This is a genomic window from Paenibacillus hunanensis, from assembly GCF_014645615.1.
GTDB lineage: Bacteria > Bacillota > Bacilli > Paenibacillales > Paenibacillaceae > Saccharibacillus > Saccharibacillus hunanensis.
This window is the reverse complement of sequence record NZ_BMMB01000002.1, coordinates 391,218-416,883: the sequence shown is the minus strand read 5'-3', so window position 1 is coordinate 416,883 and position 25,666 is coordinate 391,218. Positions and strand designations below refer to the sequence as shown.

Below are 25,666 nucleotides of genomic sequence, written 5' to 3'. Positions count from 1 at the left end.
GATTCTGACTATACGATCCATAAGTGGCAGAGATGCAGAGCAGATTTTGTAGATCAGGATATGGTTGTTCATAATGAACGTTGAACATGGTTACCAGCCTTTGCCCATCTCAATCCTACGTATACAGCAATGTATCCATACTAGAATAGATATTAGAACAGGAGAGAACGAGATATGACTACCCTACGTAAAGCTATTATTGATACCGATACTGCTGGTGATGATACGATCGCCATCTTAACTGCACTGCATCATTTTGACGTACAGGGCATTATGATGACCGGCGGTAATGTACAATTCGATCAGGAAGTGGAGAATGCGCTATATACGATTCAGGTCGCTGGCAAGGGCGGCGAGAACGGACAGATTCCTGTCTACAAAGGCTGTGAGCGTCCACTCATGACCACCTGGAATGCTGAGCATCATCGTACAGTAGAGGATGTGCATGGTAGCGATGGGATGGGGGGCTCCAACTTTCCAAAGGCGATCCAGCGCCCAGCAGATGGACACGCGGTCGATTTTCTAATCGAAACAGTGCATCGGTATCCGGGTGAGATTCATCTGCTGGCGATTGCACCGCTGACGAATATCGCGATGGCGATTCAAAAGGACCCGACCATCGTACCGAAAATCCCACATCTATACGTGATGGGCGGTACGAACAATGCGCTCGGCAATATCACACCAGCCGCAGAGTACAACTTCTACGTTGATCCTGAGGCGGCGCATATCGTGCTGCGCTCCGGTATTCCAACGACGATGGTGGGCTGGGAGATGTGTACCCGTCACTCGCTGATGGATGATAACGATCATGCGGAAATTGCCGCGCTGGGTACATCAGGCGGTCAATTTTTCATCGATGTGAATCGTGTAGTGATGCAGTTTAACAAGCAGGTTCATCGACTGAATGGTACCACGCACCCGGATACGCTATTGATGGCAGTGGCTGCCAATGAAGCCGTTATGACCGAATCGCATGAGTACTTCGTCGATGTGGAGACGAAGGGCGAATGGACGCGCGGGTATAGCGTCGTCGACATTAACGGACGCCTCGGTCAACAGCCGAATGTACGCGTATGTGAAAATATCGATCGTCCATTGTTCAAGCAGATGCTGCTGGATGTGTTGACTGCGATTAAATAAGTCCATGAATGTCAAATAAGGTTCGTATACATCAGTAGAATCTACATCATTCTGCTGAAGCTTAATATAGACAACAAGTATTATGCAGAAACGGTCTTTTAGAGCATGTTTAAGAAAGATCTTTTCTGCATTTGCTTTAGTTGAGCTGTATATCGTTTAACTACTCTGAATCAACAAGGAGCTTGGTTATGAAAAAGTCTATTGTTGTTACTTGTGCTTCTGTACTACTCGCTACTAGCGTTTTATCAGGAAATGTAGCCGCAGCGGCACAAGCTACATCAGCCTCATCCTATTTTACGTCCAATGTACAAACGTATAAGCAAGAATCTAACAATAAAATCGTGTTCCAACAGGGGCAATTAACGATCAGTGCTACCAAGCAAGCCTCAACTGAACCAGGCATGTCCACATCTATTCAATCTATTCACATTGATCGTGGCAGTGCTGGCTTTGCCGTGGAGCTAAAAGAACGTGCAGCTACGATCCAGTCTATTGCTGTATCGTCTGACCAATCGTATGTAGCGATTCAGGTCGAAAAGGAAGCTGGATCTGAATTACTTGTAGTGGATTTGAATGAACAGACGTATAAAATCATGAATCAAATCGTGAAAAATGCTGCCTCTGTTGAGACGGTGTGGGCATATCAGTGGTCACCTGTAGGCAACACGCTGGCTTTTGCGTATGGTAATACTTCTCTCAGCCGAGTAGCCCTATACAATGTAAGTACAGGAATGTTCACCTATGTACCTAGAGAAACGAATACGATTTCGACTGCTGCTGTATTATGGAATGCTAAAGGGTCTGGTGTTGATTTTGTAAGTGAGTACCCTTCGGATCATTACAGACTCTATCGTTATACATTACATACTAAAAAGGTAAAATTGCTTCAAAGTCTTACTCGAAGTGAAGTCGCACAGTTGGCGAAGCTACAGTGAGCATGTATAAAAGTGAGTTTTATTTTACATAAAGGAGCCGAAGAACGATGAATCTCAAAAAGGCGAGTATACCTGCGGCTGTGCTTATAACCATTACGGTAACATTAGGTAGTTCTTCAACGTCCATATATGCTTCATCCACTAGCAAGATCGTACAAGTATCCAGTATAGAGCGTAAAGCAACAATTAGCTTAAACGTGAACAACGCTACGATCCCATATACGACTGTACCTACACAAAGCGATGGATCGTTCCACGATGGGCGGATTCTTACCGCTGCTAGCTCAGGCGACATGAACTTTTATGATCAAAAGGGAAAGGTCGCCTTTACGTTAGCGAAAAACCTTTTCCCTGTAGCAGATTTTCACGATCAACGGGCGTTGGTGAAGGATACAGCCACTCATTTATATGGCTACATCAACACGAAGGGTAAATTAGTCGTCCCCTGTCATTATGTCGAAGCCAGTTCATTTTCGGACAGTTTAGCCTTTGTTAAGAACAATAAAGATGAACATGGATCACTGATCAACACAAGTGGAAAGCAAGTAACCACGTTAGAGCATACATATGACTCGGATTTTCAATTTTCGGATGGATTAGCGGTAGCCTATTCAGCTGATAACGGCAAGGCAGGCTATTTGAACACAGGCGGGCGTATCGTTATTCCGTATACCTATGATTATGCTCGTACATTCTCAGAGGGTGCAGCAGTCGTTCAAGACCCTACAGGGAAATACGGATTCATTAATCGTCAAGGAAAAGTGATGATTCCACTTCAATACCAGGCAGCAGGAGATTTCAGTGAAGGACTAGCGGCAGTACAAAATAGCAAAGGCGTATGGGGCTATATGGATACGAAGGGGAAAATAGCGATTCCTTTTCAATATGCCTCCGCAGCAAGCTTTAGTGAAGGTCTTGCCGCTGTATACAATAAGCAGGGAAAAATCGGCTATATTAACAAACAGGGAAAAGTTGTAATCGACTATAGCCAATATAATAAAGCTTCTTCCTTCAATGAGGGTGTAGCTGTAGTGGGAATCGAGACCAAAACAAGTCGTTCCTTCGGATACATCGATACTAGAGGGACATTGCTTACTGCTTTAAAATACAAAAAAGCCTACCCCTTCCATGAAGGAGTAGCCATTGCTTCAATTTCGGATCAAGCTGCTGTCATTTTGAGTAAATAAATGATGATATGAAGTGGAGGAGAATTGAAATGATCCATACAAAGCATATTGCATCCACTATACTCGGAGCTATCTTCGCTGGAGGTCTAATCACCTCGCCGCTGGGCAACTATACATACGCCACACCGAACCCGATCCAAATCGTAAGCGAGAACGGCATCATTTCTTCAGATATAGCACCTTATGTTCTTCATGGAGTGACGCTAGTTCCAATCCATGTCATCAACAAACTCGCGAAAAAGGATACTCTAGTTACATGGGACAATACCACCAAAACGGTAACTGTGACTTCAACTGGCAAGCAAACACTACTACAGATCAATCAAAGCCATGCCATGCAAAATGGACAGCCGATTGCATTGTCACAGGCGGCAATTTTAAAAGATGGCAGGGTAATGATTCCTCTACGCTTCATCGGTGAATCGATTGGCGAAAAGGTACGCTGGGATGCTCAAAATAGAATGGTTACTATTGGCGATGTTAGTTCCACAACCCAACAAGTGGCGATCATTCAAGCTCTGCAAACCGCAAGAACCGTAAATACAGAGCTAGAATCTGTTACGTTAGGAGCAGAATTACCGACGATCGGAATACAAACGATCATTCAATACTTTCCGGTAGGTCGATCCGATGTATATTTCGATTCTACAGATGATTTGATTAGCTATTATAAGGTGGAAAATAATAAGCGTTATGAATTGTGGACAGCTAATTATAAAATGGATGTACCTGCTAAAAATGAAGGCTTACCGTTCTTCCCTTATACAATCACCAAAGAAGTAGGTAAAAGACCAACGATGACAACTCCGATGGCTTATTATGTATTCAGAGGAGCGATCTCGGATTTGCGTTACGGCGTTATCGATATGAATGGAAAGGAAACGGAAATTAGCCAAACCGACCCTTCCCAAACGAAAGTAGGCTTTCCTGTCAGTCCAAACGAATTATCTCTTCTAAAATAGAGCTATACACATGCTCAACGAGTACATGATCACGATGCAGGTAGTTTAAACAAAACCTCACGAAAGGAGCGTCCCTCATGTATCGTATCGCGATTTGTGACGATGAGCAGCAGCGCAGGGAAGACGTACGGCGTATGCTGCTGGAGCTGTCGGTGAAGTCGGGTATCGATTTTGCAACAGAAGAATTTTCTTCAGGCGAAGCGCTGCTGGCGCATTACAGCGATGGCGGCGAGCCTTTTCATATCTGGGTGCTTGATATCGAAATGGACGGCTTAACGGGTATCGAGACAGCACGTAAGCTGCGAGAGATGAAGCGGCTGAGTGAGCAGATCATCTTCCTGACGAGCTATGCAGAATATATGCTAGAGAGCTTTGATGTGATGACGTTTCAATATTTGCTCAAGCCGGTCGATCCAGAGGTATTTGCGGAGAAGATGCTCAAGCTATGCCGCTACTTTGAGGAGAAGGAGCAGGAGATTCTGATCGTCAAGTCTGCCGACGGCGAGCTGGTGCTGCATCATGATGATATTATCGCGATTGAAGCCGCGAATAGCCTGACCGTAAAGCACAAGCTGAAAATCACCACCACACGTGATGTACATGATGGACGCGGGCTGATTTCTAGCTATGCAGATACGTTAAAGGGAGGTCGCTTCCTACAAATTCATCGCTCTGTGCTGGTTAATCTGTCCCATGTTCATAAGTTTGCCGGGAATCGGGTGGTTATGTCGAACGGGATGGAGCTGCCGATCGGGCGCTCCAAGCTCAAGGAAGTAAAGGATGCCTGCACACGCTTTATGGTGCTGAGGATGGAATGATGCAGAGTACCATTCTGTTATGGCTACTGAATCTGGGAACGGCGCTCATGATGACGGTACAGCTGCATTTCTTTTTTAATACGGTATTTGGTAGTGAACAAAGTAAACCGAGCAAAAAATACTGGATCATCGCTTTTATTCCACTGACCTATGCCTATTTAATGCTGGACTTGCCGGATTTATTTTCCTCACTTATGGCGGTCGGCATTATTTTTCTCATGGCGCAGGGATATGAGGTATCGCAGAAGCTTAGAATCATGTTCACCATTTTGTTCGTTGTGCTGCTAACGCTCATCAATCTGATGCTGATGTACTTGTTTATTCCATCCGTTCAACTGAATGCCGTTTTAATGAATGATATGCCGCTACGTATCTGGCTATCGATTACACTGCTGGTGAGCTGTACGGTAATGTTTGCCATTACGCTGGTGATTCGGCTGTTTGTGAAGCGTCGGCGTTTTCCACTGGAATCAAGATACTCGCTCCTGTTTCTCAGTGTGCCGATTATTAGCATTTATCTGGTGAACGTATTTACGATTTATAGTCAGAAAAATATACATTACTTTATCTCGATCTTCGGCTTTATCGTATTGAATGTGCTTGTTGTGTACATGCTCGATACGCTGATCGCTCGCTTTCATCTCAATCTGCAAAATGATCGATTGCAGCGGCAGATGGATTACCAGGATGCGAATTATGAGAAAACTGTCCATAGCTTTAAGGAGATCAAGCGCATCATCCATGATACGAATAAGCATATGCTCGTCGTCGCCGAATATATAGAGCGCGGACGTAGCGAAGAAGCAATTGAGCATATTCGTACCTCAATGAATCATATCGACCATGCGTATTTGCGGATCAACACAGGCAATCTGGTTATCGATGCGCTGCTAACCAATGCGCTCAATGTTGGACGTGCCAACGGGATTCGCATCGACACCGAGCTGCGCTTGCGGCAGCCCGAGCTACCGATCGAGCGCTATGATCTGTCGATTGTGCTGGGCAATATGCTGGATAACGCGATCGAAGCCTCCAAGGAGGTACGGCAAGCCGAGGATCGCCTGATTCGAATTGAGATTCATTCCAGCGAATCGGCGCTATTGATCCGAGTGCGTAATCGAACCGAGCGGCAGGTGAATGAGCTGCGTACCCGTAAAGCAATGCCAGACGATCACGGCTTTGGATTGACGAATATCCAGCGCATTTGCGAGAAATATGGTGGTCATATGACGATTGAAACTGAAGCTCGTACGTTTGATAATATGGTGATGCTTCCTTTTTCAGAGTGAATCCATAGCAGTGTGCAAAGACGCCCGAACATGTCGTTCGGGGGTCTTTTTGTGCTGTTCAGGGCAATTTTCCGTACGAATACTCGTTATCCGTTATGCTCGGTTCATACACAGCAGAACCGAAAACATAGACGAGAGGATGAATAAACAGATGACACGATCTACACTTATTTGGAAAAAGACAGGCACAGCAGCACTTGTTGCCTTAATGCTAACGTTACCCATCGCAGAAGGACAGAGCTTCGCTGCACCTGTGACACCTTCTACAGCAACCTATACTATGCCATCATCAGCAACCGGACAAAGCAATCTAACGCAAGCGAAAGCACAGGAAATGGTCACCGCGCTCATGGAGAGCTATGGTGTGACCGGTGCACAGTATGCGATTCGTGATGGCGGTAAGCTGGTTCTATCCGGCGGCACGACACTGGACGATAGTGGAAAGAAGCAAAAGATCGACGCAGGCAGCATGTTCGGCATCGGTTCGGTCAGCAAAATGTATGTAACCGCTGCGGCGATGATGCTTGTCGATGAGGGCAAGGTCGATATCGATCAGCCGCTGACCACGTACTTGCCTGATTTTAAAATGGCGGATGAGCGCTACAAGCAAATCACCGTGCGTATGCTGATGAACCATTCCTCTGGCTTATATGGCTCGCACTACAAAAATACGATTCTAATGAACGATAACGATACGCAAAATGTCGATCAATTGCTGAGCAATCTGAGCAAAGAGCATCTCAAGTCCGATCCCGGCGAGTATTCCGTTTATGCGAACGACGGCTTCCAGCTGCTAGAGCTACTCGTGGAGCGAGTGAGCGGCATGAGCTATAGCGAGTTTTTGCAGGAGCGGGTGAGCAAGCCGCTCGGGCTGAACGCGACCAGGACACCGCTGGATAGCTTTGATCGCAGTCAGCTGGAGCCCGTCCGTCTGCCAGGTCTGTTCAATAAGCTTCCCTCTGAAAATGCTAATATTCTCGGCACAGGTGGCGTCTATTCAACAGCTGAGGAGCTGACTTCATTCTCCGAGGTATTGATCGGTAAGCACCCAGAGCTGCTATCGAAGGCGTCCACCGACGCGATGCTTCAGCCAGAATATCGCAATGGAGTCTGGGTACCGGAAACGAAAAATGCCTTTGGCTATGGATTGGGCTGGGATTCCGTCGATCTGGCGCCCTTCGGCGACTATGGTATCCGCGCAGCGACCAAGGGCGGCGATACGATCATGTATCATTCCGCATTGATCAGCTTGCCGGATCATGATATCTCGATCGCACTTGTGACAGCCGGGGGTTCATCGGTATTTAACACAACAGCGGCTACGAGTATTTTGCTGCAATATTTGAAGCAACATGACATCATCACAACCATTGCCCCTGAGCCTACATTTGAAAAGCCAGTCCAGCAAAAGATGCCAGAAGCCTTGAAGCAATATGAGGGCTTATACGCTACGGTAGGCGAGACACGCACGATTACGATCAAGGACGGCAAGATTGAGATGCCTGCGATGATGAGTGATCTGATGCCGGCTCAAGCGTATGTGTACACAGGAGATCAACAATTTACGAGTGAGGATGGCCGCGCGATTCTTGCCTTTGACAAGCAGATCAATGGACATACATATGTCCGTATTGGTAGCGACCTTGTATTCCCGGACATTGGACACGCACGTTTAGCCTTCTATGATCTACAAAAGCTGGATAAAAATCCAGTAGACGCGTCCGTAGCAGCAGCCTGGAAGCAACGCGAGGGCAAGTCATACTATGCAGTAGATGAGAAAATTAATTCCTTCTTCTATATCTCGCCTTCGATTCTGACCAAAACGATCAAGCTGGATGATTCAGGTGGCTATGTGAATGGTACAAAAATCGTCGATAGCGATCATGCCGTCAATGCCGTCGAGATTCCAGTCATGAACGGTCGCGATACGTTCGATCTGGACTTTTCCCGTCAAAACGGAGTCGAATATTTGCAAGCAGATGGTCGTACCTATGTGAGTGAGGAAGCGATCGGCAAGCTGAATCATAGCAAGCATTCTGTCGTTACGATTCCAGCATCGGGCAGTGTACGCTGGTTTAACATTCCAGATAGCGCAGCAGGTAAGAAAATGACAGTCAAGCTGCCTAAGGATGCAGGATTTATCGTATATGATAAAGATCAGACTCCGGTAGGCTTCTCCATTGTAACAGGCTCGAATACGGCTGTACTGCCAAAGGGCGGGAAGATTGTATTCGGCGGCAAGGCTGGAGAGGCATTGAATATTACGCTGGAGAAGAAGTAAAGAGAACGGAGTCGAGGTACGAAGAAGGGAGCAGAATGAGCCAATAAGTGACATCGCTTCTATGGGATCGTTTACCCGATCTAGTTCCTATCCTCATCTATCTCCATCGCGAGCATACCGTAAAATAGAATCCGATTTCCGTTCATTGTGGCGGGAATCGGATTTTTGTATTGACGTCTCGTTTTAATTCTTCTGTTGCCATCATGATGATGCTGGTGTATCCGCCATTCTTTCGTATCCTTCTGCGCTCCATTGGAATAGTCTATAAGCATCTGTCGCACATCCTCACAGTCATTGTATGCTTAACAAAGCATTATAGCGCAGAACCTCGCCATCCCTATAGAGTGAAGATGGTGGTCATCATGAAGCGAGAAGGAGATGAGATATAACGATGGGACAGAACATACAGGAATTGCTACAAGTCGGTCAGCAGCTGGGCATCCACGTCACTACACTGGATCAGCAGCAAGCTCAGCATTATATCGAGCGTGTACTGGCTAGATACAAGCCCGATCAGACATCGAGCCATCTATCGATTGGAACTGGGGCACTCACGCTTCCGTTAGAGCCGCATGAATTTACCTACTCCGAAATGCTAGAGCAGGAGCCGGTATATATGTTTTTTGATCAGGAAGGGGCGGATCGTCAGCAGGTGGTGGTGATCCAGGATGCACGTATCGTTGGCAAGCTGATGGAGAATGCATTTGGAATGGAGTATTTTCTATCCAATGAACAGGCAGAATTTCTTATTACGGTTAACTGGTATACGATTCAAGCTGTAGGTACAGCGATTAGCCATTTAGCAAGGCTGAAATGAGTTTGAGCGATGAGAGCGTATGATTGATCAGATTTATTCGACATATAGCGCGGTTTTATTACAAAAAAGTACAATTTATCCTTCAAAAAACTATCACTTTTACCGATACAGTTTATAACAGCAAGATAGTTAGCATCATGAGCGGTTTATAAGTAACCATGCAACATACATAGAGATACGGAGGAAATTGTATGAGCTTCAAGCTGCGTACCGGATTGGTACTCATCTTCATTCTGCTCTCACTGGTCTTGTCGATTGTGCTCGGTCTGGTATTAAACCGATACTCGGCGCACAGTGTGAAGGAGGAGATTGGAGAATCGCTATCCAGCACTGCCTACGATACGGCAGATAAGCTGGATAATTTTATGTGGACGCGTTCAGGGGAAATGGACATGCTGGCTCGTTTGCCTGTGTTGATCAACTCGAACAATAATCAAGATATTCATATGATGCTGGAGCAGCTTCAAACGAGCTTTCCTTCCTTCTCATGGATCGGTTATATGGATACGAGGGGCAAGGTGGTTGCATCGACTGATAATATTTTGTTAGGAAAGGATCTATCCCAGCGTCCGGTATACAAGGAAGGGATTCAACAAAAGTTTATCGGAGATGTGCATGATGCGGTATTGCTTGCAAAGCTGTTACCGAACCCAAGCGGAGAACCGTTACAATTCGTCGATATTAGCCTTCCGGTAACGAATCGTTCCGGTCAAACGATCGGCGTGCTAGCCGCTCATATGAGCTGGGAATGGGCGCGTGAGGTGAAGCGCTCCATGCTGTCCTCTCTGCGTCGTGACGATAACAATGTCGACCTGTTCATCATTAGTCGTAACGATCAGACGGTACTGCTGGGACCGAATAATATGGTCGGTAAGCCACTCGATCTGAACAGTATCCGTGAAGCACAGACAGGTCGAAGTGGCTGGGAGCTGGAGCAATGGCCAGATGGTAAAACGTATCTGACCGGTTATGCGTATGGCAAAGGCTATATGGATTATAAAGGGCTTGGCTGGACGGTGCTTGTCAGGCAGCCTGAGGCGACAGCACTGGCTTCCGTCACCGAGCTGAATCGTTTTAGTGTGATTGCTGCGATTTGCGCTGCTATCGTATTTGCTATCCTGGGTTGGTTCGTTGCAGGGCAGATTGCGAAGCCGATCCGCCGCCTGACCAAGCGTGCAGATCGACTTGCCGCTGGCGAAGATGTTACATTGCCAGAAAAGGCAGGCTTTGAGGAGATTCGGATACTGTCGCGTTCACTGAATCGGATGGTTCGCTCGCTTGTGCAAAAGGAGGTAGAGCTGGATCAGATGCAGACGATCGCGCATTATGATCATTTGACAGGCTTGCCGAATCGTACAGCGCTGGAGAACTATCTGGAGCAGACCATCGTATCTGTCGATGAACAGCAGCAGCAGTTGGCTTTCCTTTATATCGATCTGGATGGCTTCAAAAAAGTAAATGATACACTCGGTCATCAGGCAGGCGATCATCTACTGCAAAAGGTCGCTCAACGATTGAGCGAGATCGGTAGTGAGGGCGATATTACCGTACGTCTGGGTGGCGACGAGTTTCTCGTCGTGCTGCGTACCCAGCGCGATCAGCTTATCGCTCAGGCAACCGCCTATGGCGAGAACATTATTACCAATCTGAATCGCCCGTTTGTGTTGGAATACGAAAAGGTGGTAATCGGCTGTAGCATCGGTGCCGCTGTGTATCCGCTCGACAGCGGTAATCCGATTGAGCTCATGCGGATGGCAGATCAGGCATTATATCAATCCAAGCGTGCAGGGAAGAATCGAATGACCTTTTATGAGGAACAGGCATCAGTATCTTCGTTATAGAGGCTGGCATGGCGGGATACTGATTTCGTCTGATGCAAGCAGCTCATTCATAGTCGTATCAAAAAGCCTGTCCTGATTCGCATGATGCGAAAAAGGACAGGCTTTTTTTGACGCTATATTAGTAACAGGACATTTACCGTATACGCAGAACATCTTCGATTAACGCCGCTGTCCTGCAATCCGTGGCCCAACCACAAGCATAATGAACAAGACAGCCAGCGCGCCCAGAATAATAACAATTGATACGATCAAATAACCCAGACCCGTCCAGCCGGCTTGAAACAGACTATAGATCATCATCAGTGCCCCTAGCAGAACACCGATCAATCCAGGGATAAACTGAATCGTACGCGAGTCTCGATTACGCCGCGTGAGTACGATACTAACCAGTAGTAGTACAATGCCCGTTGCACCACCAATGCCAAGCAATCCCATACCTATACCTCCTCTGTCTATCTTTTGTCTTATCGATCTGCACCATCGATGTTCGGCAACATCCATTCCTATCATCGGATTGATCCCATGGCGCATGATGCTGTGATCATCAATTGCCGCCGCTACGTTCACGAGATAGCTGGTAAAAAAGCTGGAACATCAGCAATACCAGTCCAATCAGGCACATTGCGATCAATGCCAGCGAAAAGGCTGCAATGCCCTGCCATACCCCTTGCTTGGTATACACATCCATATAAAGCAGCACCAGACTGGCAACCAGACCAAGCAGCCCCGGTAAAAAACGTAAAAAGCGTGGTCTAGCTAAAAAATAGGCGAGCAATAGTCCCAGTAAATACAGGACTAAGCCAGCACTTAGTCCAGCGTACACAAGCGGATGAATCGGGTGTAGCATATGGAATCCCCCTTTCGATCAATCTGTCTCCTGTTCATCTTACCACCTGATCTCGTTACCGCAATACCGTTACGTGGCAAGCCGAGGAATATAGCAGAAGTCAGTCTCGGACGTACACTATTCCGTTGCTTCTAGCTTGATTCGGCAAGTGCAACAGCCAGCCTAACTCAGCGCGGAATAAATTGCCTGTGAGCTTCTTATAAGCCCTACAATTAAATCGTATCCGATTAAAAAAAGGATAAATAGGTGCATCGAATCAGAGGATATTGAAAAATGGAATCCCCTCTGCGGCTAAGTGAGGATTGGCAAAACCCCAAAAAAAACAGGGCATAAAGCAGTTTAGATAGCATCCGATAGGGTAATGGATGTATGGGAAAAGAGAACTGCTTAAAATGCACAAAAGTAATAAAATCATCCGATTCATCCAGCTTTTTCCGACTTCGTGCTTATTGTAAGCGCTTCACAAGAGGTTTATCGTAATATTCAATCGCCACTGTAAATAAGAGCAGCTGTAATTCCAAGCCTGCTCAGCTTATGACCAAGCATCGAGTGAGACGAATGGCAAATGAAGGATACAGCCCTGACACATTCGTTCGTATCGCTCCATCCATTAATCTTGAAAGGGATGATCGCATGAGAAAATGGGGAAGTGCAGGTATGGTGACCGTACTGCTTGTCCTGATTTTGACAGCATGCACAGGCGGCAGCACCAATGGCAGCAATGTAGTACAGCTTGAATTTTTCCAGAACAAGCCGGAAGCAAAAGCAAGCTTCGATGAATTGATTGCCAAGTTCAACAAGGAGCATCCGAATATTCGAGTCAGTCAGGTAAATCCGCCGGATGCAGAGACCGTGCTCAAGACGCGTGTCGTTAAAAATGCCGTGCCAGACATCATCGGTATGGGCGCAACAGATACATATTCCTTGCTGGCACAGAGTGGAATTTTCCTCAATCTGACCAATGATCCATTATTGAAAAAGGTGAATCCGCAATACGTGCAGATGCTTAATGATGTGACAGGCATGCAGGAGGTCACAGGCGTTCCATTTGCGCTTAATGCAAGCGGTATCATTTATAACAAGGCGATCTTTGAAAAGCTCCATCTGTCCGTTCCAAAAACATGGGATGAACTGATTGCGACCGCACAAAAAGCCAAAGACGCAGGCGTGATCCCCTTCTATTTTACGTACAAAGACGACTGGCAAAGCAATCTGCCATTTAACGATATGGGCGGCTCACTCGTTGGCATCGACTTTTACAAAGAGCGCCGCGAGAACAAAACGACTTTCCAGGCAGCCTATCAGGAGGTCGCCAAAAAGCAGCTGGAGCTGCTCAACTACGGACATAGCGATAACTTCGGTAAAGGCTATTCCGACGGTAACCGCGCATTCGGCAACGGACAAGCCGCGATGTACATTCAAGGCAGCTGGGCAATCTCCGAGATTCGTAAAGTCAACCCGGATATCAAGCTAGGCTTCTTCCCATTGCCAGCAAGCAATGACGAATCCCAAACCAAGCTCACCGCCGGCGTCGATACCTTGCTCGCGATCTCCGCCCAAACCGAGCATCCAGAGGAAGCCAAGCAATTCCTATCCTTCCTGCTAGAGCCCGAAAATAGCCAGCAATACATCGACCAACAAAACCTGTTCTCCGCCGTCGATGGCGTACAACAAAAAGACGACAGCGTATCCGGACTACTGCCCTATTTCGAACAGGGCAAAATCGTCGACTTCGTCGACCACTACATCCCAAGCGCCGTCCAACTCAACCCAACCGTCCAAGCCTTTTTACAAAACAAAGACATCAACGGCTTCCTGAGCACCCTCGACAAAGAATGGAACAAAGTAGCCGCCCGCCGAGCCAGTTAAGGGCGAGATGTGAGTTAATATAAGAGCTACAAGCACAGTTCAAGTGAATTCAAAATACCTGTATCTATAAATACACCTTTAAACGTACCTTTGTTCTAGCATAAAGGTCATCAAAATTAAACGACTCAACCTAACCACTACATTCATATGAGCCATGAAACAGCACATGCGGTAACTAATTCATAAGTAGCGGTGGCATCGAGCAACACGCCAACATGTACTATGTTCCCGAACATGCTCAGAGCTAACGCCTCCAAAATATATTCATATCTCAAAAATAAACCAAAGCGCCAAGTGATACTATTCGCATATTCATCATGCTCTTCCAACTGCTACACCCACCACAAGAAGCTTAACCTCTTTTACAAATGATGCATCAGACAAACGTTCGCTAAGAGCCTACTTGGTTAGAGTCCACTTTTTCAACGACTATTGCTTTCTCAAATGTACAAGCAAACATGCAGCGAGCAGCACAGAACGAAGGCAAGGAAATAAGGGAAAAGGACGACTTACAGTGTTAGTGATTTCCTAACACGGAGTTCAATAAAAAGTGATTTTTGCGTAGCAAAATATCTTACAGCTTTGGAGGGGCGGGAATCTACATTCATTCCTAATCCGGTAGATTCCCGCGGCTCCACCGAGTCCGTTCCCTTATTCCTTGCCGAAGTGGTGCCCATCCCAGCAACCCAGTCTCTCAGCAACGCTGCTTTAAGAAAAGTGCCTTCCCACGCACCTGTAAAAAATTAAGCGTCCACTCACAGTAAGAAAGGAGCCATCCCGATGTCCAAACGCATGTACACCTTCTACTGGATGACCATTCCCGCCGTACTGCTGTTTTTCTTATTTCTAACACTGCCAGCCATTCAAGGTGTGTATTACTCCTTCACCAATTACAACGGCTTTGGTAAAACGTATGATTTTATCGGCTTGCGCAACTATGTGAACCTGTTTACCGACAATGTGGTCGGCGATGCCTACTGGTTTACGATCAAGTTTGCTGTCGTAGTAACGATCTTGGTCAATATTTTCAGTCTGCTGATCGCACTCGGGCTGAATGCCAGTATTCGACTCCGTAACTTTTTCCGTGGTATTTATTTTCTGCCGAATATTTTGAGCGTATTGATCGTTGGTTACATATTCAACTACCTGTTCTCCAACGTGTTTACCGTCTGGGGACAGACGCTGGGCATTCAATCGCTGTCGACTAACATTCTCGGTAATGAAAGTCTGGCATGGGTCGGTGTCGTGATCGTTGCCGTCTGGCAGGGTATTGCTCTGAATACGATTCTGTATCTGGCAGGCTTGCAGACGATCCCGAGCGATGTGTATGAAGCCTCCAGCCTTGACGGTGCTAGCAAATGGCGCGAATTCTGGAGCATTACGTTTCCGCTGATCGCCCCGTTTTTCACGATCAATATGGTATTGGCGATGAAAAATGCGCTCATGGTGTTCGACCAGATCGTTGCCCTGACCAATGGCGGGCCCGGTCGTGCCACCCAATCGATCTCGTTCCTCATCTATACGGGTGGTTTTGAAGGCGGCGAGTTCGCGTATCAATCGGCGAACTCGGTCATCTACTTTATCGTCATCGCCGTTATTTCCATTGTTCAAATTCGTTTCCTCCAGAGAAGGGAGATGGATATGTAATGCAGGATACACGGAAAACCAATTGGCCGATCAACATCCTCGTTGCTCTCGGCACGATCGTCATTCTATTCCCACTCTATATGGCGCTTACCATTGCGCTAAAAGATCCACAGCAGATGGCACAATCGCTGTTCGGATTGCCAACGAACTGGCGCTTCGATAACTTCGCCAATGCGATTGAAGTGACCAACTTCTTTCAAGCATTCCGCAATAGCGTGTTGGTCACAACGGGTACAGTGGTGCTCACGCTACTGACCAACTCGATGGTCGCTTATGCGATTGGACGCAATATGCAGCGCAGTAAATTTTTCAAAGGGTTGTATTTCTACTTTGTCAGCGCGATGTTCATTCCATTTCCAATCATTATGCTGCCGATCGTAAAGCTGACCGCATCCCTGCATATGACCAACCTGATCGGCTTGACCATTTTGCATACCGTATATGCGCTTGCCTTTAACGTATTCGTCTATGTCGGCTATATTCGCTCCATTCCCGTCGCGCTGGAGGAAGCCGCAACAGTCGATGGGGCGAGCACATGGGGAACATTCTGGCGTATCATTTTCCCATTGATGGCACCGATCAATGCAACCGTAGGGATTCTGGTTTGCCTGTCGACGTACAATGACTTTTTGCTACCGCTCATTATCATTAGCGATCAGAACATGTACACCTTGCCGCTCGTACAATACATTTTCCAGGGACAATTCAACACCGATTACAATCTCGCCTTCGCTTCTTACTTGCTGGCGATGCTGCCGATGATCATCATCTATCTCTTTGCCCAAAAGTGGATCATCAGTGGAGTCACTCGTGGATCGGTAAAATAAACAGTTCGCTCCATTTTTCTCTCTATTGTTACTTCTCCACTAATCCACGAACAAACACAAGCCTCTTCCATGCAACGTACAGTTTGCATCGAAGAGGCTATTTTAATTCATTCCCAATAGTATATTTCCTCTATACGATCCAACGTTGTATCTAACACGTTCAAGCTGCTGATGCATGTCTTCAAACTGCTCTTCGAGTCATTCGATACAGTGGAGCCGTACTCTATTGGTTTGTAATCACTATCATGTTGGAAGAAGCACAGAGCGGAGCAATCTTCATTTTTATCTTTTTAAAAGATTCCGAGGCTCCACCTGAGGATACTCCCTAATTCCTTATCAGAAGTAGCGTCAGCTCCCAACCTAAATTACATAAGACCGCCTACTAGTATTTCTTTCAACTAACTTTTTGATTGTAAATAACTTTTATATAATGTATTATATATCATGAAAATCCCAAAAATACCATTTATAGTGTTAGTGCTCTTCTAACACGCAGTTCAATGAGCAAGTGATTTTGGAGAAGCAACATATCGTACATTTCTTACATGATGAAGGAGGAAAATCTTATGAGAACTAAAGGCTATCTTCTGAAAAATGGAACGGTATTAACGATGGACAGCGTGCTGGGCAGCTATCGGCAAGCCGATGTGCTGATCGATGGCTCGCGCATTGAGCAGATCGGCCCGAATCTGCACGTATCAGAGCATGATTATGAGACGATCGATGCGACAGAGATGATCATCCTGCCGGGGCTGGTGGATACGCATCGTCATGTATGGGAATCACTTGTGCGTACGGCAGGGACGAACTGGTCGTTACCTGTTTATTTGCAAAATCTATATTATGGGGGACTGGGGAGTCGGTTGCGTCCAGAGGATAGCTATATTGCCAATCTACTAGGTGCATTGGAAGCGCTTAACTCCGGGGTGACCACATTGCTCGATTGGAGTATGCCCTATTCACCCGAGCATACGGATGAGCTGATTCGCGGCTTACAGGAATCGGGGATGCGAGCGGTATTTGCGCTTGGGGTAAACGGAGAGACCGAGTATTGGAATCGAGAAAGTCGACTGGTGTTATCCGATGATGTGTATCGGGTGAAAAAGCAGTATTTTGCATCCAACGATCAGCTGCTAACACTGGGTCTAGCGATCCGAGGACCAGAATTCAGTCACTGGGATACAACGGTCAAGGAGATTGGTATTGCACGCGAGCTGGATGCAGTCTGTTCAATGCATATTGGCTTTGGTAACTGGGGAGCTACGGATCATTCGGTAACGCGATTGTATGAAGCAGGCTTGCTTGGCTCGGATCTGAATATGGTGCATGGTAACAAAATGTCTGCCGATGAATACCGTATGCTGGCAGATGCTGGAGCCTCGTTATCGGTAACCCCTGAGGTGGAGATGATGATGGGACACGGTTATCCGGCGACAGGCTTCTTTATGGAGCAGGGCGGAATGCCAGCTCTTGGCGTAGACGTAGTAACCTCGACTGCGGGAGAAATGTTTACGCAGATGAAGTTTGCCCTACAAGCAGAGCGTGCACGTGTGAACGAGGAGATTATTGCTTCGGGTAATATGCCCGGTGAGCTGAATGTACAGGCGGCGCAGGCATTGGAGATGGCGACAACGGCTGGAGCAAGAGCGCTCAAGCTGGATCATCGTATCGGTCAATTGAAGCCGGGGCATGAAGCAGACTTGATCATGATTCGTACCTCCGATCTGAATGTGCTGCCTGTGATCGATCCGATCGGCGCGGTCGTGCAGTTTGCGCAACCGTCGAATGTAGAAAATGTATTCGTTGCCGGACGTGCCGTGAAGCGTAATGGTCAACTCGTAGGCGTTGATCTGGAGCGTGTGCGTAAGCTAGCGCTACAAAGTCGCGAGTACCTGGCTGAGCAATATACATTTACAGATGCGGGTCGTGTGGTGTATTCCTGATTCCAATTGGACACGAGGAAAACACAGTAGACCATATCAATAACACATATGCCAGTAGATACACCGAGGCTACGGTTAACCTAGCAAAACAACTCCCGTCACATACGAAGCGGGAGTTGTTTTTGTATGAATGATAAATCTGAGAGTCACTGTGAACAGATCGATGTCATATTTATTCCACTTCTGTCTCTGACTGCTGCTCGACCAACTCACTCACCTTAGCAGATTCATTCACTGTAGATGTATTCACTGTCGCGCGTAACGGCGCAGTCCATTCACAGAACAGTGCATAATCTCGTTCCACCTGATCGGCGTAGCCGTAAGCCCAGCGTGAGATATGATGTGCAAATGAATCTGGCTCATCGCCCATCGCACGGGCGATTTCACGCTCGCTATGATAGTCCAGCAAGCCACTACTCACGTCAGAATCGGCGCGAGCATGCATTTTGGCGGTCAGACTTGCCATGCTGGCTACGATTTTTTGCATATCGCTGAGGCTCGTGATATTTTCCAGCTTGAGCCGTTTTTTATAAGGAGATCGCTCACGCACATAGAAATCGCGTTCTTCGAGCGTTACATAGCCGAGATACGGGTCTGCCTTATGATGCATCGCTTGCTGAGTCGTCGTCACACGCTTGCCCTGATGAGCGAAGGTTTGCCAGAACGATTCGCTATATGGAAGGAAATAAGCAGGTACAGGTGCGCGAACCTCTTTGACCTCCAGCACGATATCATCCTGTCCTTGCTGGAGGGTACCGCCCTCGATCAGCACATAATAACGATCCAGTCCGATCGATGCGGTGCCCGAGCCGTGCTTGATAGCGATATCCTTGATTTTGTAATGCGATACATCATCCTCACAGCAGAGCAGGGACTGCTGATAATCTCCCCAGGCTTGCTCTAATAGCTGCTGCTCCTGTGTGGAAGGGACGACCAGCTCACTATTTTCAAGGAAAACTCGATCGGTCTGCATCACCGCCGTTACTTTTTCGAGAAAATGACCCTGTCGCCGCTTTTCCAGCTTGCGCAGCAGCTTACGAATAGCACCGTTAGCGTGCTCCTCATCCATTCGGAAGGTGGCAGGATTATCCTTACCTGAAGCAAAGCGACGAATCTGCTTGTAGTATGTACGCGCATATTGCTCCAGTACAGCAAGCTGTTGCTCACGATCATAACCGAGCTGTCGACCGACTAGCGCGATGCTCACCGACATGCGCAGCACATCGTACAGATACGAGCCTACATAGCCTTCATCAAAATCATTCACATCATAGACGATATCACCGGATTCATTACGGAACGCACCAAAATTCTCAAAGTGCAGATCGCCTTGAATCCAGGTTGGACGATCATCCGGCGTATGATACGGAAAATAATGTCGGGTCGCATCAAAATAAAATAAATACGCACTCCCGCGAAAAAAGGAAAACGCAGTCTGTGCCATTTTGTGATATTTCTCCGCTCGCTTGGATTCGTCAAGCTTCATGATCGTCCCATCAAATTCATCCAGTACTGAAATGAGCGTGTCTCGGCGTAGCTTGTTGCGTGTGCGAATAACATGTTCATTAATGGTTGCGTTCATATACAGTCCCCCTGTGTATTATGTAACGTTTAGCCTTATGATAGCGTAAACGATGTAGCTGAAAAAGAATGACCTGACCCTATTCATGAACTTACATCCGTAATGCTGCCTGTCATATCATCGCAGCGCTATCGACATCTGCTCAGTGAATCGTTAGCTGAATCATAATACGTAACAACATGCGACGAGTTTTCACATCGTATAAAAATAAATGTATAATAAAGTTGTAGGCGTTTCCAATAATGATGATTATTGGCAAGTGATGAATGTAAGGGGGATGACATATGATACAGTGGATCAAACAGCAAATGTCATGGAGCTTCAGCGTGATGGTGATCGTAGCGGCTATAGGCCTGGCAGCTATTTCGCAATGGTGGCTTAATGGGCTGACGAATGGTGGCGGTACATTCAATCTATTTCTTGTCTTTATTTTATATACCAGTCTTGTGATTAAGGGGATTCACTGGCTTACGTATGAAAAGGAGGACGGCATAACGGATAATCTACAACGGCTGGCCGCCTATCTAGGAATGTATGCACTGGCTTTTATCGTGAGCAGCTTCGTGCTGGGTATTCACGGTCGAGATGTGATCATGCTGGCATTCATATCGGTCTGTTTTGGAGTCATCTATAGCTTCAACGATCTGAAGTATGTATTTCGTCGCGGTTGGAATACATTTTTGAGCGTGATGGTGATTCCAGTATTGCTGGTGGTCTGGCTCATTATGCATGGGTGGACAAGTGCTTCATGGTTTGATGTGTATAGCATGTACGATTATTTTATCGCTTCAGGCGTAGTGTACTGGTTACTGATCATTTGTACATTAGCACTTTTTAGCCGTCATATTATTAAGCAGCCTCAGGATTCTTCCTCCACACAGTGAATGGAGCTTCGTGTCTGTGCTCGTTATAAGCTATTGGATGATCAAGAATCCAGTCGACTTATAGCGAGCCAGATCGTTATCGTCCTCATGCAAATGTATTTTATGACTAAACTGTGCTTATATAAGTATCAATTAAGAATAGCGTACTCTATTACATAGACTACGATTCAGAGCACAAGCTTTTTATTTCCCGGGAAAAGACGTCTAGCCCCAAGCGTTGCTCCCAGCCACTTGCTGTCCAAAAGGCTTTGCCATCTTCGTTCGTATTCATGACAAATAAATGCGCCTTATCAATTCCTTGCTGCTCCAGTGCCTGCATACTGTGCGTAATCAGTTGTCTGGCGATACCCTGTCCGCGATTTGCAGCTGCTACAGCCATATGATATAAGTATCCGCGGCGTCCATCATGTCCAGCGAGCAGGGTACCAACAATACCATTTCGGCTAAAAAATTGTGTATCGACTGCAACATAACAGCAGCCTGGATTGCGTTTAAGATAGCGGTCGATCTGTTCTGGCGCATCCGCTTCGCTCAAGCCCATGCCTTCCGTATGGCTCCATAGCTGATACATTGCGTCATAATCGTCCATGGTCATTTCGCGAATTGTGATCACAGGATCATGGCTCCTTTTCAGAGGGGATTTTATCAGGATTTCTACATTTGCACATCGTTTTTGTATCCATTTCATTCCTGTTAAGGTACGAAAATAGCTACACATGTTCGGTATTTTTATATCGATGACTCTATTATTGATTGTTGTTCGGAAATTTTCAATTTTTTCTGGTAATTATGGTTAATAAGGCTTAGCATAGAGGAAGAAACCGAATAATCCAGTCAGGCAACAGGCTCCGCTTTGTCTGATTTTCCGAAGCGGAGCTGAATTTTACTGATCTAAGCATAATTTTTCAGGAGGCAATCCTTTGAATATAAAAAAGAATATGAAAAAATGGCTGTTTTTGGCGTTGATTTTAAGTGCAGTATGTGTTGAAACGATCTCTGCGACTCGTTTACATTCGTGTCAAACGCTTGCAAATGCAAGTGCTACACCGATTCGCGTGAACGCGGTTACGGTCGATAATTCTGCTATTCCGACGGTGTCTGCTGCGGATGAAGGAACAGGCAATCGTGAAACCGTATTTGCAGATGGCGCGCTCGGAATGATGATTGAGGGCGAACTGAATGCAGATGGCCTGTACAACAATCTGACGCTGCGCACTCCAGTCTTCCAATGCAGTCTGCCAGGAGAACAGGTACATAATCCGACCTATGCACCGTGGGTAGCTGAGGCGGATCTGAACGGGGATGGGGAGAAGGAGATTATCGTCAATCTGACTTCTGGCTATGGTACAGGCATGGAGCTGAATACGGTACAGGTGTTCAGCCAGAATGGTGAAAATATTCCGGTGGAATCGCTGCAAACTGGCATGGCACGCCAGTTTAGCTCCAGCGTGAATGGCGATCAGCTCCAGCTCAAGCTCAATGGAGTCACACATTCACTTCCGTTAAAAGGGCTGCCCGAGCAGCCTGCTTCCAATAAACCGCCAGTATTTGGAGGGGCGGTACAGCAATTCAAGGTAGACAATAACAAATTGACTGCGATCTATTCGCTACAGGTAGGCATGAACGGATTTATCGGCGAACTGGATGCTACGTATCAGTATGACAATGGTGTATTGCGTCTGGTGCCAGCCAAGCTGAATCTGGAGCAATAATCTATCATTGTACAGTCACGGACAGTCTGTGACTTCGTAAGTATTCGGCTCGTAAAATGGCATTTTACAATGACAACAAGCGCTAGAATCACAGTCTAGCGCTCGGTATAGGTGTGGTTTGAAAGTATAAATTAGCCGTAAAAGTATAGGGTAGTCATACTTGCAAAGTCGCTACAGCTCATCGGCAATGCGGATCAGCTCGCGCATTCCCTGTTGAATCAGTGTTTCATTGGCAAAAGAAAAGCTAAGGCGAATATGCTGGCTTGGACGTTTGCCATAGTCGAATAGGGAGCCGGGCACGAAGCTGATGCCCTCGGTTAAAGCATGGCTGAGCAAGCGGGAAACCGATAGCTCTGGCGGTAGCTCAACCCATAGATTCAAGCCGCCCTGTGGCTCGATATAGTGCCAGTTTGACTGCTGTAGCTCGGTCTGCATCGTTTCCATACGGATGCGTAACGCAATGCGTAGCGTATCCAGATGGCGATGTAGCCGATCCGACATAAAATAATGCAAAAACACCTTTTGATTCAGCAGTGGTGTGCCTCCGTCCGTCAATGATTTGCAGGAGATCAGCATCTGCATCCATGGCTGTCGGGCAGCGATACAGGCGATGCGCAGACCAGGCGAAATGTATTTGCTGAAGCTACGAATATATACCGTATAGCCCTCGGTATCGTAAGCAAATAAGGGTGGAGGCGGTGCAGCGCCAAAGTACATATCGCTGCATGTATCGTCCTCAATTAGCAGGCACTGATGCTGGGCTGCAAGATCGACGAGCTGCTTGCGTTGCTCTGCTGGAATACACAGTCCTGTCGGATTGTGAAAGGTTGGATTCACATAGAACAGACGCGGACGATATTGCCGCATGAGCTGCTCGATTTGCTCCATATTGTAGCCGTCCGCATCGGTACTGACCTCCAGAAAGCGTGCGCCCTTTTGCCGAAACACATCCAGTGCCGTCGCATACGTTGGCGATTCGACGAGCACATAATCGCCCGGACGAATCCATGCCTCAGCAATGAGGAAAATCGCCTGCTGTGCACCACTGGTGATCAATAGCTCCTCTGGCTCCAGATAGAAGCGTGAATGCTGGCTAAAGTAACGTGCCAGTAGCTCGCGCAGCTCCAGATCACCCTGTACATGGGCATAAGTACCGAGTAGCTTCGGATACAGATCGAATACCTTTTTCGTATATTCTGTAAAATAATGATTGGGCAGTAGATTCGGATCAATGAGCGCCTGTGAGAACTGATAGCGAGCAGGCAGACGATGCAGCTCATTCATCGTGCCCTCGAACAGCGCAGGCTCCAGCTCATTTTCATTCGTTAGTGTGTGTACCGCAGGTGGTGCGACATAATAACCGGACTTGCTGCGCGCATAGATGGTACCCTGCGTTTTCAGATGCTGATACGCTTTAAATACGGTTAGACGATGCATTCCACTATCGCGTGAAAGCTGCCGTACAGACGGTAGACGCTCATGCGCTTGCCAGTCGCCGCGCTCAATACGCGCTTCAATATACGAGCTGATCTGACGATAAGACACACGAGCTGAAGTGTCCGGTAGCTCTACCGATTGTTGTGTAGCGGGTGATAAAAAGCTGCTCGCTGCCTGCGGCGTGGTTGCCAGAGCATCGATATGCTTGGAAGAAATCGTATCGCGGGAAAATGTCATGATCAACACTCCTTTTCAGGCAAGGTTTTATAAAAATGTACGTAGAGACGTACATGTAGGGAAATATAGATTCATAGTAGACGGTATACAGCCAGGTATAGACCAGGCACAAGAGTAGTGATACCAGCCCTATATCCAGCCTGCTGTTTGCTTCTGTTCATCATAACGTGTTCTACCCTGTATACCGATGCATCTGTTCTGCTTGACTCCATCTGTTCTGTTGTCCTTCCTTTACAATAACAGAACAAAGAGGAGGAGTGACAGATGATTATGCTCGGCTATGCAATGATGTGCTTGATTTTCAGCACAACCTTTCTGGCTATTAAAATTGGAGTGGACGCAGGGATGCCTCCCTTTTGGAGTGCAGGTGTCCGTTTCTTTCTAGCTGGGCTGATTCTAATGATCGTGATGCGTCTATGCGGAAAGATCAGCTTTTCTGTTCTGCTGCGTAAGGAGACGCTATGGATTGGTGCGAGTATGACCTTTGTAACGTTTGCCGCATTGTACTGGGCAGAGCAATATGTAACCTCGGGTGTGGGTGCATTGCTATCAGCAACCGGGCCAGCGATGGTACTGCTGATCCGTGCGCTGGTGCTCAAGGTGAATGTACCACGGATCGCCTTTATCGGTGCATTTATCGGACTCGGTGGAGTAGGGTTGCTCATGCTGCCCGGCTTATCGGGTACGGTGCATGGCTTGTGGATTCTCGCCTGTGCGGTCGTCATTATCGGTGAGATCGGCTATGCGAGTGGTGCAGTCTATTCCAAACAGGTATCGTCGAAAATGAAGGATGTATCGCCAATCGCGCAAAATGCAGCACAGCTGATGCACGGAGGCTGGATGCTACTCGTATTATCTCTACTTACTGAGCGTGGACAGATTCATGTAGGAGCGATGCTGGAGCCGGAAGCGTTAGGCTCACTGCTCTATCTGATCGTGGTCGGCTCTATGGGTGGACATACGCTCTTTTACTGGCTCGTGGCACGCACGAATCCCGTATTTCCATCGACATGGCTATATATCTCGCCTGTGCTTGCACTACTTATCGGCTGGGCAGTATACAGCGAGCCACTGAGCTGGATGGTTGCAGTTGGAGCAGGCATCGTATTGTGCGGTGTAATCCTGACCAATTTGGAATTGCTACAGACGCTCTGGAAGGGCAAACGAAGTAACGGGGCTACCAGACGTTCTCTGGAGCTAGAGCGGCGCTTGGAGCTGGAACAACCACTTCCAGCCAAGTCTCGCTAGGTCGTGCTGTATGGTGTTGGGTCTATAGCTGTTGTTGAGTAAGGAATACTGGTGATAGTATAGCAAGCGAGCATCATAGCGAGGAACGATGATCAGCATGTAGCGATTCCTAATGCTGTCTATATAGCTGCGTATATAGGTTCATAATCAGTGTTATTTG

The 25,666-nt window shown here is 47.0% G+C and carries 21 protein-coding genes; 16 read left to right on the top strand and 5 right to left on the bottom strand.

Annotation, left to right across the window (positions count from 1 at the left end; translation table 11 throughout):
* Positions 1 to 174: 174 nt before the first annotated feature.
* From IEX62_RS05230 to IEX62_RS05190, 9 genes are all read left to right on the top strand, one after another.
* Positions 175 to 1,143 carry a nucleoside hydrolase gene (locus tag IEX62_RS05230; protein WP_188774355.1) on the top strand — a complete coding sequence of 323 codons (969 nt, stop codon included), beginning with the start codon at positions 175 to 177 and terminating at the stop codon, positions 1,141 to 1,143.
* Positions 1,144 to 1,331: 188 nt separating this feature from the next.
* Positions 1,332 to 2,078, top strand: coding sequence for a TolB-like translocation protein (locus tag IEX62_RS05225; RefSeq protein WP_188774354.1), 747 nt, complete (start codon positions 1,332 to 1,334; stop codon positions 2,076 to 2,078).
* 47 nt (positions 2,079 to 2,125) lie between these two features.
* A complete protein-coding gene (locus IEX62_RS05220) occupies positions 2,126 to 3,265 on the top strand; it encodes a WG repeat-containing protein (protein WP_188774353.1) in 1,140 nt (379 codons plus the stop codon).
* 29 nt (positions 3,266 to 3,294) lie between these two features.
* Positions 3,295 to 4,227: a copper amine oxidase N-terminal domain-containing protein gene (locus tag IEX62_RS05215; protein ID WP_188774352.1), complete on the top strand. Its 933-nt coding sequence runs from the start codon at positions 3,295 to 3,297 to the stop codon at positions 4,225 to 4,227.
* A 77-nt stretch (positions 4,228 to 4,304) separates the two neighbouring features.
* Positions 4,305 to 5,045, top strand: coding sequence for a LytR/AlgR family response regulator transcription factor (locus IEX62_RS05210; RefSeq protein WP_188774351.1), 741 nt, complete (start codon positions 4,305 to 4,307; stop codon positions 5,043 to 5,045).
* Complete coding sequence (locus tag IEX62_RS05205) at positions 5,045 to 6,334, top strand: sensor histidine kinase (RefSeq protein WP_188774595.1); 1,290 nt, start codon at positions 5,045 to 5,047, stop codon at positions 6,332 to 6,334. Before IEX62_RS05210 ends, IEX62_RS05205 begins: the two co-directional genes overlap by 1 nt.
* 151 nt (positions 6,335 to 6,485) lie before the next feature.
* Positions 6,486 to 8,615: a serine hydrolase domain-containing protein gene (locus IEX62_RS05200; RefSeq protein ID WP_188774350.1), complete on the top strand. Its 2,130-nt coding sequence runs from the start codon at positions 6,486 to 6,488 to the stop codon at positions 8,613 to 8,615.
* Between the two features lie 391 nt (positions 8,616 to 9,006).
* Complete coding sequence (locus IEX62_RS05195) at positions 9,007 to 9,432, top strand: hypothetical protein (RefSeq protein WP_229685624.1); 426 nt, start codon at positions 9,007 to 9,009, stop codon at positions 9,430 to 9,432.
* A 191-nt stretch (positions 9,433 to 9,623) separates the two neighbouring features.
* Positions 9,624 to 11,273, top strand: coding sequence for a sensor domain-containing diguanylate cyclase (locus IEX62_RS05190; RefSeq protein WP_188774349.1), 1,650 nt, complete (start codon positions 9,624 to 9,626; stop codon positions 11,271 to 11,273).
* Between the two features lie 159 nt (positions 11,274 to 11,432).
* Here IEX62_RS05190 and IEX62_RS05185 read toward each other — a convergent pair whose 3' ends face one another.
* Together IEX62_RS05185 and IEX62_RS05180 are read right to left on the bottom strand one after the other, a co-directional pair.
* Positions 11,433 to 11,708, bottom strand: coding sequence for a YesK family protein (locus IEX62_RS05185; RefSeq protein WP_188774348.1), 276 nt, complete (start codon positions 11,706 to 11,708; stop codon positions 11,433 to 11,435).
* Positions 11,709 to 11,817: 109 nt separating this feature from the next.
* Positions 11,818 to 12,120 carry a hypothetical protein gene (locus tag IEX62_RS05180; RefSeq protein WP_188774347.1) on the bottom strand — a complete coding sequence of 101 codons (303 nt, stop codon included), beginning with the start codon at positions 12,118 to 12,120 and terminating at the stop codon, positions 11,818 to 11,820.
* Between the two features lie 633 nt (positions 12,121 to 12,753).
* Here IEX62_RS05180 and IEX62_RS05175 point away from each other — a divergent pair.
* The 4 genes from IEX62_RS05175 to IEX62_RS05160 all read left to right on the top strand — a co-directional run bounded on the left by IEX62_RS05175 (position 12,754) and on the right by IEX62_RS05160 (position 18,406).
* Positions 12,754 to 13,989: an ABC transporter substrate-binding protein gene (locus tag IEX62_RS05175; protein WP_188774346.1), complete on the top strand. Its 1,236-nt coding sequence runs from the start codon at positions 12,754 to 12,756 to the stop codon at positions 13,987 to 13,989.
* A 780-nt stretch (positions 13,990 to 14,769) separates the two neighbouring features.
* Entirely contained in the window at positions 14,770 to 15,636 is an 867-nt protein-coding gene (locus IEX62_RS05170; protein ID WP_188774345.1) for a carbohydrate ABC transporter permease, read from the top strand.
* Positions 15,636 to 16,463 (top strand): carbohydrate ABC transporter permease, encoded by an 828-nt coding sequence (locus IEX62_RS05165; RefSeq protein ID WP_188774344.1) that lies wholly within the window; start codon positions 15,636 to 15,638, stop codon positions 16,461 to 16,463. The genes IEX62_RS05170 and IEX62_RS05165 overlap by 1 nt, the downstream gene beginning before the upstream one ends.
* Positions 16,464 to 17,029: 566 nt before the next feature.
* On the top strand, positions 17,030 to 18,406 hold the full coding sequence (locus IEX62_RS05160) for an amidohydrolase family protein (protein WP_188774343.1): 1,377 nt from the start codon (positions 17,030 to 17,032) through the stop codon (positions 18,404 to 18,406).
* Positions 18,407 to 18,578: 172 nt separating this feature from the next.
* On the opposite strand, the gene IEX62_RS05155 is transcribed toward IEX62_RS05160, so the two are convergent.
* Positions 18,579 to 19,988 (bottom strand): DUF2252 domain-containing protein, encoded by a 1,410-nt coding sequence (locus IEX62_RS05155; RefSeq protein ID WP_188774342.1) that lies wholly within the window; start codon positions 19,986 to 19,988, stop codon positions 18,579 to 18,581.
* A gap of 284 nt (positions 19,989 to 20,272) precedes the next feature.
* On the opposite strand from IEX62_RS05155, the gene IEX62_RS05150 reads away from it, so the two are divergent.
* Positions 20,273 to 20,872 (top strand): hypothetical protein, encoded by a 600-nt coding sequence (locus IEX62_RS05150; protein WP_188774341.1) that lies wholly within the window; start codon positions 20,273 to 20,275, stop codon positions 20,870 to 20,872.
* Between the two features lie 160 nt (positions 20,873 to 21,032).
* Here IEX62_RS05150 and IEX62_RS05145 read toward each other — a convergent pair whose 3' ends face one another.
* On the bottom strand, positions 21,033 to 21,485 hold the full coding sequence (locus tag IEX62_RS05145) for a GNAT family N-acetyltransferase (RefSeq protein ID WP_229685623.1): 453 nt from the start codon (positions 21,483 to 21,485) through the stop codon (positions 21,033 to 21,035).
* Positions 21,486 to 21,792: 307 nt separating this feature from the next.
* Here IEX62_RS05145 and IEX62_RS05140 point away from each other — a divergent pair, with 307 nt between their 5' ends.
* Positions 21,793 to 22,584, top strand: coding sequence for a hypothetical protein (locus IEX62_RS05140; protein WP_188774340.1), 792 nt, complete (start codon positions 21,793 to 21,795; stop codon positions 22,582 to 22,584).
* Between the two features lie 171 nt (positions 22,585 to 22,755).
* Here the strand turns inward: IEX62_RS05140 and pdxR are convergent, their stop codons facing one another.
* Positions 22,756 to 24,258 (bottom strand): MocR-like pyridoxine biosynthesis transcription factor PdxR, encoded by a 1,503-nt coding sequence (gene pdxR / locus IEX62_RS05135; protein WP_188774339.1) that lies wholly within the window; start codon positions 24,256 to 24,258, stop codon positions 22,756 to 22,758.
* A gap of 264 nt (positions 24,259 to 24,522) precedes the next feature.
* Between pdxR and IEX62_RS05130 the strand changes: the two genes are divergently transcribed.
* Complete coding sequence (locus tag IEX62_RS05130) at positions 24,523 to 25,506, top strand: DMT family transporter (RefSeq protein WP_188774338.1); 984 nt, start codon at positions 24,523 to 24,525, stop codon at positions 25,504 to 25,506.
* Positions 25,507 to 25,666 lie beyond the last annotated feature (160 nt).

What these genes read in the sequence shown, in the direction of transcription:
- IEX62_RS05230 (WP_188774355.1), top strand. Translation starts at nt 175, where the DNA reads ATGACTACCCTACGTAAAGCTATTATTGATACCGATACTGCTGGTGAT.
- IEX62_RS05225 (WP_188774354.1), top strand. Translation starts at nt 1,332, where the DNA reads ATGAAAAAGTCTATTGTTGTTACTTGTGCTTCTGTACTACTCGCTACT.
- IEX62_RS05220 (WP_188774353.1), top strand. Translation starts at nt 2,126, where the DNA reads ATGAATCTCAAAAAGGCGAGTATACCTGCGGCTGTGCTTATAACCATT.
- IEX62_RS05215 (WP_188774352.1), top strand. Translation starts at nt 3,295, where the DNA reads ATGATCCATACAAAGCATATTGCATCCACTATACTCGGAGCTATCTTC.
- IEX62_RS05210 (WP_188774351.1), top strand. Translation starts at nt 4,305, where the DNA reads ATGTATCGTATCGCGATTTGTGACGATGAGCAGCAGCGCAGGGAAGAC.
- IEX62_RS05205 (WP_188774595.1), top strand. Translation starts at nt 5,045, where the DNA reads ATGCAGAGTACCATTCTGTTATGGCTACTGAATCTGGGAACGGCGCTC.
- IEX62_RS05200 (WP_188774350.1), top strand. Translation starts at nt 6,486, where the DNA reads ATGACACGATCTACACTTATTTGGAAAAAGACAGGCACAGCAGCACTT.
- IEX62_RS05195 (WP_229685624.1), top strand. Translation starts at nt 9,007, where the DNA reads ATGGGACAGAACATACAGGAATTGCTACAAGTCGGTCAGCAGCTGGGC.
- IEX62_RS05190 (WP_188774349.1), top strand. Translation starts at nt 9,624, where the DNA reads ATGAGCTTCAAGCTGCGTACCGGATTGGTACTCATCTTCATTCTGCTC.
- IEX62_RS05185 (WP_188774348.1), bottom strand. Translation starts at nt 11,708, where the DNA reads ATGGGATTGCTTGGCATTGGTGGTGCAACGGGCATTGTACTACTACTG.
- IEX62_RS05180 (WP_188774347.1), bottom strand. Translation starts at nt 12,120, where the DNA reads ATGCTACACCCGATTCATCCGCTTGTGTACGCTGGACTAAGTGCTGGC.
- IEX62_RS05175 (WP_188774346.1), top strand. Translation starts at nt 12,754, where the DNA reads ATGAGAAAATGGGGAAGTGCAGGTATGGTGACCGTACTGCTTGTCCTG.
- IEX62_RS05170 (WP_188774345.1), top strand. Translation starts at nt 14,770, where the DNA reads ATGTCCAAACGCATGTACACCTTCTACTGGATGACCATTCCCGCCGTA.
- IEX62_RS05165 (WP_188774344.1), top strand. Translation starts at nt 15,636, where the DNA reads ATGCAGGATACACGGAAAACCAATTGGCCGATCAACATCCTCGTTGCT.
- IEX62_RS05160 (WP_188774343.1), top strand. Translation starts at nt 17,030, where the DNA reads ATGAGAACTAAAGGCTATCTTCTGAAAAATGGAACGGTATTAACGATG.
- IEX62_RS05155 (WP_188774342.1), bottom strand. Translation starts at nt 19,988, where the DNA reads ATGAACGCAACCATTAATGAACATGTTATTCGCACACGCAACAAGCTA.
- IEX62_RS05150 (WP_188774341.1), top strand. Translation starts at nt 20,273, where the DNA reads ATGATACAGTGGATCAAACAGCAAATGTCATGGAGCTTCAGCGTGATG.
- pdxR (WP_188774339.1), bottom strand. Translation starts at nt 24,258, where the DNA reads ATGACATTTTCCCGCGATACGATTTCTTCCAAGCATATCGATGCTCTG.
- IEX62_RS05130 (WP_188774338.1), top strand. Translation starts at nt 24,523, where the DNA reads ATGATTATGCTCGGCTATGCAATGATGTGCTTGATTTTCAGCACAACC.